This is a genomic window from Mesoflavibacter sp. SCSIO 43206, assembly GCF_019904215.1.
In the GTDB taxonomy this organism is placed as follows: Bacteria; Bacteroidota; Bacteroidia; order Flavobacteriales; family Flavobacteriaceae; genus Mesoflavibacter; species Mesoflavibacter zeaxanthinifaciens.
The window spans coordinates 1,476,771-1,489,256 of record NZ_CP063201.1; the positions used below are offsets into that span (position 1 = coordinate 1,476,771).

General features: G+C 32.1%; 13 protein-coding genes. 2 read left to right on the forward strand and 11 right to left on the reverse strand.

The genetic code is table 11. The annotated features are described in order from the left end of the window. Positions 1 to 45 precede the first annotated feature (45 nt). Both INR78_RS06845 and INR78_RS06850 read left to right on the forward strand, forming a co-directional pair. Positions 46 to 1,257 (forward strand): hypothetical protein, encoded by a 1,212-nt coding sequence (locus INR78_RS06845; RefSeq protein WP_223078010.1) that lies wholly within the window; start codon positions 46 to 48, stop codon positions 1,255 to 1,257. Beyond that, complete coding sequence (locus INR78_RS06850) at positions 1,229 to 1,693, forward strand: hemerythrin domain-containing protein (protein ID WP_027879519.1); 465 nt, start codon at positions 1,229 to 1,231, stop codon at positions 1,691 to 1,693. The genes INR78_RS06845 and INR78_RS06850 overlap by 29 nt, the downstream gene beginning before the upstream one ends. Before the next feature lie 303 nt (positions 1,694 to 1,996). On the opposite strand, the gene INR78_RS06855 is transcribed toward INR78_RS06850, so the two are convergent. The 11 genes from INR78_RS06855 to INR78_RS06905 all read right to left on the reverse strand — a co-directional run bounded on the left by INR78_RS06855 (position 1,997) and on the right by INR78_RS06905 (position 12,482). Further along, positions 1,997 to 3,997, reverse strand: coding sequence for a TonB-dependent receptor (locus tag INR78_RS06855; RefSeq protein WP_223075943.1), 2,001 nt, complete (start codon positions 3,995 to 3,997; stop codon positions 1,997 to 1,999). A 122-nt stretch (positions 3,998 to 4,119) separates the two neighbouring features. Further along, positions 4,120 to 4,965: a hypothetical protein gene (locus INR78_RS06860; RefSeq protein ID WP_223075944.1), complete on the reverse strand. Its 846-nt coding sequence runs from the start codon at positions 4,963 to 4,965 to the stop codon at positions 4,120 to 4,122. Between the two features lie 102 nt (positions 4,966 to 5,067). Continuing rightward, positions 5,068 to 5,433 carry a hypothetical protein gene (locus INR78_RS06865; RefSeq protein WP_146131292.1) on the reverse strand — a complete coding sequence of 122 codons (366 nt, stop codon included), beginning with the start codon at positions 5,431 to 5,433 and terminating at the stop codon, positions 5,068 to 5,070. Positions 5,434 to 5,521: 88 nt separating this feature from the next. Beyond that, the gene (locus tag INR78_RS06870; protein WP_027879515.1) at positions 5,522 to 5,944 is read right to left on the reverse strand and encodes a hypothetical protein; all 423 of its coding nucleotides are present in this window, start codon (positions 5,942 to 5,944) and stop codon (positions 5,522 to 5,524) included. Between the two features lie 30 nt (positions 5,945 to 5,974). Next, on the reverse strand, positions 5,975 to 6,757 hold the full coding sequence (locus tag INR78_RS06875; protein ID WP_106677371.1) for an ABC transporter permease: 783 nt from the start codon (positions 6,755 to 6,757) through the stop codon (positions 5,975 to 5,977). Beyond that, positions 6,750 to 7,457: an ABC transporter ATP-binding protein gene (locus INR78_RS06880; protein WP_223075945.1), complete on the reverse strand. Its 708-nt coding sequence runs from the start codon at positions 7,455 to 7,457 to the stop codon at positions 6,750 to 6,752. The genes INR78_RS06875 and INR78_RS06880 overlap by 8 nt, the downstream gene beginning before the upstream one ends. Continuing rightward, positions 7,451 to 8,686: a nitrous oxide reductase family maturation protein NosD gene (locus INR78_RS06885; RefSeq protein ID WP_027879512.1), complete on the reverse strand. Its 1,236-nt coding sequence runs from the start codon at positions 8,684 to 8,686 to the stop codon at positions 7,451 to 7,453. Before INR78_RS06885 ends, INR78_RS06880 begins: the two co-directional genes overlap by 7 nt. A 4-nt stretch (positions 8,687 to 8,690) precedes the next feature. After that, a complete protein-coding gene (locus tag INR78_RS06890) occupies positions 8,691 to 9,128 on the reverse strand; it encodes a nitrous oxide reductase accessory protein NosL (protein WP_027879511.1) in 438 nt (145 codons plus the stop codon). 50 nt (positions 9,129 to 9,178) lie between these two features. Further along, positions 9,179 to 9,775 (reverse strand): hypothetical protein, encoded by a 597-nt coding sequence (locus INR78_RS06895; RefSeq protein WP_027879510.1) that lies wholly within the window; start codon positions 9,773 to 9,775, stop codon positions 9,179 to 9,181. Between the two features lie 131 nt (positions 9,776 to 9,906). Continuing rightward, complete coding sequence (gene nosZ, locus INR78_RS06900) at positions 9,907 to 11,877, reverse strand: Sec-dependent nitrous-oxide reductase (RefSeq protein WP_223075946.1); 1,971 nt, start codon at positions 11,875 to 11,877, stop codon at positions 9,907 to 9,909. A 29-nt stretch (positions 11,878 to 11,906) separates the two neighbouring features. Beyond that, positions 11,907 to 12,482 carry a fasciclin domain-containing protein gene (locus INR78_RS06905; protein WP_223075947.1) on the reverse strand — a complete coding sequence of 192 codons (576 nt, stop codon included), beginning with the start codon at positions 12,480 to 12,482 and terminating at the stop codon, positions 11,907 to 11,909. Between the last annotated feature and the right edge of the window lie 4 nt (positions 12,483 to 12,486).

The following is a 12,486-nucleotide window of genomic DNA, read 5'->3' on the forward strand; positions in this document are numbered from 1 at the left end:
ATTTTTATCTTATTTCATTACTTTTCTAACCCAACTAATTGATACATGCCAAAAAAATTAGTCATAGTCTGTTTAATTAATTTCTTTATTGCTGCAGTAATGGGATTGACTTTGCGTTTTTCTTTTATAGACTCTATTGATATTAATTATCGGTTTTTAACGCATGCGCACTCGCACGTAGCCATGTTAGGTTGGGTATATTTAATGTTATATGTACTTTTTGTACATTATTTTGTTCCAGAAAAACTTAAGGTCTTCAATCGGTTGTTTTGGCTAACAGAAGTTGCTGTAATTGGCATGATGCTTACTTTTCCGTTTCAAGGATATGCTGCTATTTCTATTACGTTTTCAACCTTACACATTTTTTGTAGTTACTACTTTGTGTATCTAATTTGGAAACACTGCAAAACCTCATCAAACGTAAGTCAAAAGTTGTTAAAAACAGCATTGTTATTTATGGTTGTTTCTACCTTTGGTGTTTGGTGTTTAGGTCCAGCAGTAGCAACACTTGGTCAGTCGTCTGCGTTTTATCAAATAGCAATACAATTCTTCTTACATTATCAGTTTAATGGATGGTTTTTAATAGCAGTTTTAGTGGTCTTTTTTCATCTTTTACAGGTTGAAAATTCTAAAATATTTAAACAGTTTTTCTGGTTATTAATTGCATCAACTTTATTAACCTTTGCATTGCCAACTCAATGGTTTGCACCTCATGATAGTTTATTGTGGATTAATGGTTTTGGTGTTGTTATCCAAATTTTAGCGCTGTATAAATGTTTTCAACTTATAAAACCGAAAATAAATACGCTGACAAATCAGAAAAACAAGCTAATATTTTATATGTATTGTTTTGCGCTGATTTGTTTTGTTTTAAAAGTAGTTTTTCAGTCACTTTCTATTTTACCTGAGTTTTCTCAAGTAGTTTATGAGCATCGTAATTTTGTTATTGGTTTTATCCATTTGTTAATGCTTGGTGTTATTAGTGGATTTTTATTTGCTTTTATCTTGAAAACTGATTTGGTTACGGTTTCAAAATCACTAACTTTTGGTGTTTATAGTTTTGTGTTAGGCTTTGTATTAACCGAATTATTACTGCTCATTCAAGGCATCAAGTACTATTTTAAAAGCGGAATCCTAACAGAATATTACCTGCTATTATTTTTATTTAGCATTTTATTGCCTTTAGGCATTAGTTTTATTTTATTAAATATTATTAAATCCAAAAAGTATGCAACATCAGCCACAAAAAAGACATAAAGCCTTGCAACCCTTAAGCAGAGAACATCATTTTGGCTTGTTATTGTGTTATAAAATTAAAATGGGTTTTCGATATCAGATAGCGACAAAACGTATTAAGACGTATGCTGACTGGTTTTACAAAACCCATTTAATTCCGCATTTTGAAATGGAAGAAAATCACATTTTTCCCATTTTAGGCAATGATCACGAATTGGTAAAACGTGCTTTGACAGAACACAAAAATTTAATACACTTGTTTGAAGAGAGTAATGATGAGACTATAACGTTGCAGCATATTAAAGACCAATTAGAACAGCATATAAGATTTGAAGAACGTGTTTTGTTTCCTGAAATACAAAAGATAGCTACGGAAGCAGAATTAATTGATATTGAAAAAATTCATCAACCAGAAGTTTTTGAAGATAATACTGATGATGAATTTTGGACAAAATAGGTCCAAAGATTATGTTGTCTTTTGATTATCAAATTAAAGGTTTTATCCTGTTTTCAAAACTTTGGGATTTTACTTCCGATGATTATCAGAATTAGTTTTTATAAACCTTTAATGGTTTCTTGTCATTTCGACAAAACGAGTGACGAGAAATCTCTTTATTATAAGATTCCTCTTCGTGCCTCATTCTTAATGACAGAAATACTTTTAAAAAAAGACCTCACAGATTTTAAAACCTGTGAGGTCTAATAGGTTTATGATTTATATATTTTTTAGTTCACACATTTAACCATGTTTATATCATTTTCAAGGAAATACATAAGATAAATTCACATAAAAATTGCGTCCTTGTCTTGGTATATTATTCCAGTCTGCATAGGTAGAATAATTGGCGTCTAAAATATTTTCGATACCATATTTTAGAATTGTTTTTCCGTTTTTACCATAAAATGCATGACCTAAATTAAGGTTTAAGATAGCATATGAAGCGGTTTCATTTTCGCCATATAAACTACTAAAATTACTTTGATTGCCATTACCTTCTAGCTGTAAAGCTGCATTAAAATTTGATGTATTGTAATTAAATTCAGCAAAATAAGAGAACGGTTTTATAAGTGGTAAATTTTTGTTATTGCTTCCTTTACCATAGTTATAACCAATAGTTCCGTTTACTGATAATCGCTCAGAAATTTTATAGCTACTGTTTAAATAGATATCAAAAATAGAAGCATGGTCTAAAGCATTATAAACGCGTACTCCATTAGCACCAATAGTCATAGAACTTACGTTTGGCGCTAAATCTCCGATGATATAATCCATAATATAAAAGTAAGATGATTGTAAGCCAATTTCAAAATCATTGAATTTTTGGTTGAAACTAAAGTTGGCTTCTAGCGCTTTTTCATCTTTTAAATTTGGATTGCCTATGTAGTCATAATTATCAAAACTATTAAATATAAAAAAACCATAACCTTCACTTACCGATGGTGCACGTTCGCCATAACCTAAACCAAAAGAAAGCTTATAATTGTTCTTATTATACTTGTAAGCAGACGCAACACTTAATAGCGTTCTGTCTTTGGTGTCTTCTACATTATCATGAAAAATAGCTAAACTTTCTACGCCTTCTTCTTTGGCTATCCTGTTGTTGTGTAAACCAAAGCGCACAGAAGATTCAAGGCTAGAATTATCGTTTAAATAATATGCGTCTTTGGCAAAAATACCTGTGTAACGTGTTCTAATATCTGGCCAAGTGTACATAAACATATCTGGTTCATTTGGGTTGTTAGAAAACATGGTCATTTCAGCTAAAGATTTATTATAAAACCCATTTAAGTTAAGAGATACATGGTGTTTGTCTTTAATAACATCTGCTTTGCTGTAAAATCCATAGGTATCACTCCATCCAGGCATATCCATTCTTATAGGAACAATTGGTCGCTTGGTGTCGTCCATTATATGAGTAATAGTGTTAAAATACAATTTGGTTTCTAATGTTTTTAAGGCTTTGTTTTCTGGTGTGTAATGATGGGTTAATGAGCTAATTAAAGCTTCTGCCAAAGATACATCCATTGGTAAAGCAGGATAGCCAACATCTGTGGCTTTGTCGTAAATAATATTGGCGTCTAGGCTTTGGGTTTCAGAGAATTTATAACCTGTTTGTAACGATAGATTATATTTTTCGAACTGAGAATATAATACTTCTTTATTGTTACCAGCATCATAATTATCAGATGTTCTAAAAATCCCATCTGCACTTATAAAAAACTGGTTGCCTGCATATTCCAGATCTAATCCTGTAGCTTTGTAATTTCCGTTAGTTTCGTAACCTAAATCGATACTTGATTTTAGACCAGAACCATTAAATTTAGAAGTAGGTAATTGCAAATCGATGCCTCCACCAACACAATGTCCGTTTTCGGTACCTTCTTGACCAGAACCAATAGTTACTTTGTCAAGATTTGATACATCTACGTAGGATGTAATGGGATCCATTTTGTCAGTACAAGCACCAAAAATCTGCATGCCATCAATGGTTACTACCAAACGCTGGCTAACCATGTTGTTAACCGTTGGTTCCCAAGCATAATTACCTCGTTTTATCATCGTAACATTATTGGATTTTTCTAAGTAATCATCAATACTAGATAATGTTTTTTCTTGTCTGTGATTACTAAATTTACGTCGCGATACGATAAGGACTTCTTCTAATTTTGTCGTGTCTTTTTTGGCTTCTTCTTGCTGGTCTTGTGTAAAACCAGTTGCAGATACTAGAAGACATAAAAAGACTAATAGTTGCATTTTCATAGCAAAAAATTTTAGTGTTTAAATAAGTGTGAAATGCTGCCAATTTGAGAACAGCCGAAAAAACGGCTATTATTATTTTTCTATAGCATTTCGACTGCGCTCAATATGGCATATAATAAAAATTAGAATTCTAGGTCTAAATATAAACTGCTAGATTCATTGTTTTCAGTAACATCTTCACCTTTTAAAACAGTTCCGGACGCGTCTAAAAGCTTCAGATTAAGCTTCCAATAGCCAGTCATTGTTAAGGATAAATTTCCGTAGTAAAAATGATCTGCACTGTTATACGTTAAATCTGTATTATTTGGTGAGCTATGATTACCCATTCCTGGCATACGCGGATCTAAAGCAATGGTGTAATCTTCCACAGCTGGAAACGTCATCATATTTTCCATTTTAAAAAGACCTACTTTCATGTTATTTATTGCTATACTTGGGGCTTTAGGCGCTATCAAAGCTACAATATATCTACTATCGTCGCTACCCATAAAACTTGCAGTATTCTGGTTTTCGTATTGCATAACGTTTATAGTTTCTGTTACAGAATAGTCCACATCGTTAATAGTATAATCTAAAGTTAAAGACCAGCCAGAACCATCTTCAAAAGTCATCTGATAGATTATAAAACCTTGGTAAACCGTATCTTTTCCTATTGCTTTTGTGATTTCGGATTTAGGACATGAATGTTGCATCGTTGGCATTTGCATTACTGGCATCCAAGAGATTGTAGCATCTTCTACGTATGTATTTGTGTTATTGTCTTTAATTCTTAAGCTAATCATGTTGTAACCAGTTTCAAACATTCCTTTTTCGTTATAAAGTTCTATAGATTGGTCACCATTTTCTATGGTTTTAATAAGTTGTAAATTTTCAACTTCATTAATTAGCATTGTGTCGTCATTATCGTCTGTTGAACATGAAAAGAATAGCGTAAAACATACGATTGGTAATAAATATTTAAGTTTCATTATTATAGTGTTTGAGTTAATTTTTTGACATAATTATCTTGTTTTGAAACCATTTTGGCATCAAAAAAGAAAGAAATATGCTCTAAGAGCATCACGAAAAAATTAACACAAATTTGGTGGTGGTGTATCTATAGTATAAAAGCCAGTAGTTGGTGCTTTTATTTTATAATATAGATTACTGTGTAGTTGAGATATTTGAGAAAATTCCTCAACGTTTAGATGTCTAAAAGTATTAATAACAAAAAAGTCTAAGTGCGTTCTTTCATTGTCTGGCAATGGTGCATTTTGATTAGAATTGGTGTTATTTTCTGCCAGTTCTATTGTTAATTGACACTTACCGTTACATCCTTTTTGATTTTCTTTTTGGATACAAAGTGTTTTAGCTATAATCTCTTGGTTAATCACAAAATCGGTTACAATAACGACATTGTTAATGTTGTTCGCTAATAAAACGAATGTTAAAAACAAAGCAGTTAATTTATATGTAACCTTTAATATCATGTTGCTAAATTAGGATAAATTTGTCCTAAATAATATGATTTATGTCAGTTAATAATTAGTTTTTAAAATAGTTAAAATAGGTTGCTGTTAAGCGTTGCAAATGTCTTACTTTTTTGTCTATTTCTGAAGTGTTATCTAGTTCTTTTATCTCTGAAATTTCTTCTATAATAGGAACCAGTACTACATGAAGTTGGTCATGCGCTTCGCCAGTCATATCACAACTTTTAATGATATAACTGGTTTGCTTTGAAAGCGATTTGCCTAGTTTTTTAGCACTCTTAAAATCATTATGTTTTAAAATCGAATCAATGCGCTGCATTCCAATATGCGTTTCTTTATTAGCAACCCATTTTTGGTTGTTATTAAGTGTCAAACCTTCTAATTGTATAGAAGAAGTTGTCTGAGGATTAGACTGGTCGTTTTTGCAACCAAAAACGAAAGCTAAAATAAGTAATGCTATGGCAAATTTAATTTTCATAATGGTGTGGTTTTAATGTCGATTAGTAGCTTAAAAATCTTTTTTCTTAGACTTAAATATAATTCTTAAAACAGGTAAAATAACCCAAACGGTAAGCATAATAAAAGATATAATTAACCCAAAGCTAGTTCCAAAAAATTGCTTAAACACTGCTCCTGTATAGCCTAGTAAGGCTGAAATATCTAGTTTTAATAAAATTAATGTTCTTGATAAATCTATAGGATTTAGCATCGTACCGATTAAAGATACTTTGTCTAGAGGATAATCTTCAAACATAATTAGTGTCATCAAAAACAGACCATCATAAATGACTGCCAGGAATAACCAAAGCAAAATTGCATATCCAAAACCTTTAATTTTATTCTCGTTAGATAAGGCAATATTAAAAGCTAAAGCAGTAAAAATTAGGGTTAAAAATGTACCTGTAATAAGTAGTAATGAAAAGTCCCAAATGGCACTACTTTCAAACAAACCATAAAACACAAAAGGCAATCCTAAGCCTAAAATTAAACTCATAGAAAGTGATAAGGCTACACCTAAATATTGGCCTAAAAAAATAGACGAACGCTTTAAGGGTTGTGCTAATAAAAGCTCTGTAAATTCTTTGGAATTGTAATAATACATAACGCCAAAAATAGTTCCTATTAAAGGTACTAAAACAATAATAACGTTCATTAACGTTATGACTGCTTTTGATAGGTCGTTGTTTAAAAACAACAGGACAATACCAAGCAGTAAATAGAATGCAAAATAGACGTAACTCCAACGACTACGCATTAAATCGAAAAAACTATATTTTAATATTTTAAGCATGATTGTCTGTTAATATAGACGCAATCGCGTGTTCAAAATCAGGTTGATCGGTCTTGTTTTTTAATTTTTGAATAGTGCCTTTAAAATAGATTTTACCTTCGAGGATAAACACAATTTCATCCGAAATTTCTTCAACAAAACTCATAATATGAGAAGTGATTAAGATGGTTTTTCCTTTTTCTTTTTCTGCACTGATTAAATCTTTTAATCTAATAAGAGAAATTGGGTCTAAACCTGTAGTAGGTTCGTCCAAAATAATTAATGGACTATCAAACATAAAGGTTAAAACCAAGTTGACTTTTTGTTTGGTTCCACCAGAAAGATTGCCTAATTTTTTATCTAAAAAGGGTTCTAATCTGAAGAGTTCTATTAATCGTTGATCTTCATTGGTGGGTTTGCGCAAATCCTTAATCATCTTGATTAATTCTTTAACACGAAGATTACTTGGGAAATTGGCTATTTGCGGTAAATAATCAATTTTATGTCTGTAATCAGAATTCTTTTTAATGTTCTCATTTAAAACGGTAATGTTTCCCTTATCAGGAATTACCATGCCTAAAACCGATTTTATCAATGTTGTTTTACCAGACCCATTTGGTCCAAGAACTGCAAAAATACCGCCTTCAGTTATGGATAAATCAACACCGCTTAGCACTTGATTTTTACCAAATTTTTTATGTAGATTCTCTATAGTTACCATGTTATTTTTTTCATTTGAGGGTTGTTGTCCATTAAATCATCTGGAGTAAATACGGGAGATACTTTTTCAGAAAAATCAATAATATCTATAAACATACTACGCAGTAAAATAATGGTTTCTGGTGTGCGATTTACAATGTAAGAGAATAGTTTTACTGGTCTGTAAGGCACATCTCCAATACCATCTTTGTTAAGATCGTAACCTGTGTAATTGCTCCAATAGTTTTTATCAAATTCGTTGTCATTAACCTTGCTATTATAGGCAATATCAAAAGAGTTATATAAAAAGTTATTTTGGGTAAATTTATTAGTGTAGCATGCTCCTTTTACTTTAATGGCCCAACCATTGTTAGAAAACGTGTTTTGCTTGTAATTAATACGATTAGAACCTTCAATATTAATCCCAATTGTGTTGTTTTCAAAGGTATTGCCTTCAATTTCTGCATCGTTTATTTCTTTTAACAGCAAACCATAAGAAGCCGTTCCCCAATTTTCCTTAAAAATATTGTTGTACATCTCTATGTGTTTAGAAAACATTACGGCAACGCCTGCACCATTATTTTCGAAAATATTGTCTTGATAAATATCGTCATTAGAAAACATAAAGTGAAGTCCATAACGCACATTTAATGCGCTTACATTGTTTTTTATGACACAATCATCAGAAAATTCTAAATAAATACCATCACGTACATGTTGTACAAAATTATGTTCTATTTTTACGTTATTGCTATACCAAAGTTGGATGCCGTTACCAGAATTATATTCTTCTACAGCATCACCAATAATTTTGTTATGAAACACTTTGCCGTCTCTGGATTTTTCGATGTAGATACCAAAAAAAAGTTTTTCTAGTACTAAATTCTGAATCAAAAAATTTTTACTGTTTTTAACGCGTATTGCAGCATAATCTTCAGTGTAACTAGTCCCAACGTTTATGATAAACAATCCATCAACAGTTACGTTGTCTGAGGTGATAGTAATGATTTCGCCTTTTAATTCGCCATCAATTACAGGATAGTTTTCACCTATAATAGTTAAAGGCTTATTGACGTTAACATCAAACTCTTTATAAGTACCAGATTTAACAACTATTGTATCAAAATCTTTTGCATGTGCAATTGCTTTTTTTAAAGTTGAAATGGGACAGGTCTTGCATACGGTTATATTTTGAGCAATACTTAGCTTTGTCATAAAAATGACAGACATAACAATGAAAAATGTTTTCATGATACTAGTCTTTAAATTTGGCTAGTAATTCTTCCCAGGTATATAAATCGCCACCTTTTTCAGCTTGAAATTCTTTAGCATCTGCTTCATTTTTAAAAGCAGATAGAAATGCGCCCATTGGACTTGGAATATTTTTACTGATTAAAAATGTAGCTTCGGTAGCGTCTATTAAAGCTTCTGGTTCTGTGTAGTTGTTTGATAGATAAAGTTCAATCTCAGATGTGTCAAAATCTTTTCTGAAATTAATCATACATTCTGTTGCATCAAACATGTAAACTTTTCCTTTTTTAGTAACAATCTCTGCAGCATGTACTTTATCTACAATAGTCATTTTACAAAAATGACAGCCATCGCTTCCGTAGTCTATTGGTTTTGGTGAAACATTACAGCTAAAAACTAATAGCAGTAATGAAATAAATATATAGTGTTTTAGTGTTTTCATTTTTAGTGTTTTTTTCCGATCTTAAATCCTTCCTAAAGGGAAGGGTTTATTTAAGAAGGGAGTTTTTTATGTCTTTTTTTACCTATAAAATAAGCAACAAATCCTGCAGCAATACCTAAACCTAAAAATAATGCTCCAAATTGAGGATACGAATGTGCTCTAAAATTTAAGATGTCTTTACTTCCAAAAAGTGGTGGCTGAAATCCCATTTGGGTCCCATCCGGATTGGTAAACTTCATGATGGCTTTTGGGTCTAAATTGTGACCATAATCGTGTTCCCAGAGGTAAAAGTCATACATTCCGGCAGCACTTAAAATAATCATTAATATAAACCAGCCTAAAAACCATTTGTAATTTCCTTTCCAAGCAATTAGCAATCCTAAAATTGTTGTTATAATAATACCAGCTGGAAAAATTTTAAACTCCGGAATTGCTTCTGGAATATATTGCATCCCAACATAATGATTCATTAAGTTTATGTTTTTAATATCATGCGGATTGGCATCTACAAAGTCATTAATATGTATATACATACCTAAAGGTGTAGGATATTGTGGTGCTTCCAGCGTAATTTTCCAAAGCGGAAATAAAAATAATCCTAATGGTAAAATAGCTGCCAAGAACATTATGAGGTTAGACTTTTTCATAATACAATAATTAACTTTTATATTTTTATTTGTTGTAGTGTATTTAATAGAAAGGCGAGAGCGAAAAACAACTCTCGCCTTAGTTAGAGAAATAAACACTAAAACAAAATCTCTCTAATTTTATAGATTTGTTATTCTATGTCTTCTCCCATTGACCATTTTAATGGTACATCAGAATTTTTAGGTGATACTCTTATATAACCTTGCATTTCTTGGTGTAGTGCAGAACAGAAATCTGTACAATAAAATGGCCATACACCAACTTTAGTAGGTTCCCAAACAGATGTTTTTGTTTGTCCAGGCATAACTAACAACTCAGATGTGTTTTGTCCTAGTACCGCAAATCCATGAGGTACATCAAAATCTTGCTCTAAATTAGTGACATGGAAAAATACTTTGTCACCTAATTTGATACCTTCAATATTATCTGGTGTAAAGTGACTTCTAATAGTAGTCATATAAATATGAACTTCATTACCTTTTCTTACCACTTTAGCATCTGAATCTGAAAAAGCAGCGTAAGGATGTTTATTTTCTTCTAAGTTGTAGATTTTTTGAGAACGTTCTTTTACTAAGTCTGCTTCCATTGCAGCAGCATAATGAGGCTCTCCGTGTGTAGGGAAATCTAACAATAGTTCCATTTTCTCTCCAGAAATATCGTACAATTGAGCCGAATGTTCCATTTCTGGTCCAGTTGGTAAGTATCTGTCTTTTGTGATTTTATTCATCGCAAACATGTATTTACCTTGTGGTTTTCTTGAGTTTCCTCCAGGAATTGTTAAGTGACCAACTGAGTAATATGTAGGTTTTCTGTCAATGACTTCCCAAGTTCCTAATTTCCATTTTACAACTTCAGATGAAATAAAGAAAGTCGTATATGCATTTCCTTCACCATCAAACTCAGTATGTAATGGGCCAAGTCCAGGCTGTTCAACAGATCCTGCTAAAACATCTTCAAAATTTAAGATCGGAATTCCGTATGCTTCACCAGCAAACTTTTCACCTTCAATAGCTTTTAACATTTTAGAGAATGAATGCACTGTTAAGTTGGCAGATAGCTTACCATTACCAACAATATATTCTCCAGAAGGATCTACATCACAACCATGAGGAGATTTTGGTGTTGGTAAGAAATATACAGCTCCTGGTACTTCAGTTGGATTAATCACACGTACTTCTTTTTTCATTGTAGAAGTTGCAGTGTGTGTATGCTCGTCATAGACATTGTGTGCATACTCTGCAGGCATCATTTTTCCGCCTCCGTTATTTACGTATTCTTCAATTTTTTTCCAGTTAATAGCTGCAATAAAATCTTTATCGTTTTGTGAAGCGTTAACCTCTAGTAGTGTATTTGCTTCTTCAGTATTATAAGTAGTGAAGAAAAACCAACCATGAGATTTTCCGCGTCCAGGATGTGATAAGTCGTAGTTAAAACCAGGCATTAAAACTTGGAATTTGATATCCATATTACCTGTTTCTGGTGCTACGCTAATAAATGATAGTGCACCTTGAAAATTACCTTTATACTCTTTAATTGGCATATCACGTTGTGGTACAGGTACAGAAAAACGTGTTCCTGCTACTACATACTCTGTATTTTCTGTGACAAATGAAGAACTATGATTACCAGCACTATTTGGTACTTCAATAATTTCGGTAGTTTCAAAAGTTTTTAAGTCAATTTTTGCTATTCTTGGTGTGTTATTTTCATTTATAAAAATAAAACGACCATCAATTTCTCCATTGGTTTGAGAAATATCTGGATGGTGAGAATCTCCCCAAGGAATAAATCCATGAGAGGTATTTAGCATTGGTTTTGTTTCTTCAGAATATCCATAACCTGAAGTAGGAAACTGTGAAAACACAGGTATTTCTTTAAACATTCTACCAGATGGTAAGCCGTAAACGGTTAAATTTCCACTGTAACCACCAGAAATAAAGGCGTAATGCGAGTCGTGCTCACCAGGAGCTACATAGACTTTTTCGGCTATGTTACTTGATAAGGCTCCAGATTTTCCGCCAGACTTACCAGAGTTATTACAGCTTGTAAATGCGGCAAATACCGCTACAATTGCAAGTGTTGATTTTAATATTTTTTTCATTTTTGTTTATTTTTAAATAGTGTTTGTAGTTATTCTGAAGGTGGTAATAAAACTTTATCAATGACGTGGACTATGCCGTTACCAGCATTAATACTAGCTAGTATTTTAGCACCACCAATCATGGGTTCGTTATCAATTACTTCTACTTTTACATAGGCGTTGTTAGCTTGACCTAATTTTTTAAATTTCTTTAAAAAGTCTTTGGAGTAGTTTCCTGGAGTTACATGATACTTCAAGATATTAGCTAAAGCATCTTTGTTTTCAGGTTTTAATAAATTGTCTACTATTCCTTCTGGTAAAGCTTCAAAAGCTTCATTAGTAGGAGCAAAAACCATTAATGGTCCTGCGTTTACTAAAGCGTTTTCTAAAGACGCAGCTTGTACAGCTGCTACAAGTGTTGTATGGTCTTTAGAGCCCATTGCAATACTTAAAACAGTTGAACTCTTATCATCCTCAATAAAGGCTTGTCCAGACTTTTTTGAAGGTTTTGAGGCTTCGTTAGTAACTTCTGTTGTGGTTGTTGAGTCTTTGTTTGCATTCTTACAAGAGTAGAATAAAACTGCAATTGTAAAGGTTAAAAACAAGATTTTAATTGGTTTTTTCATGGTT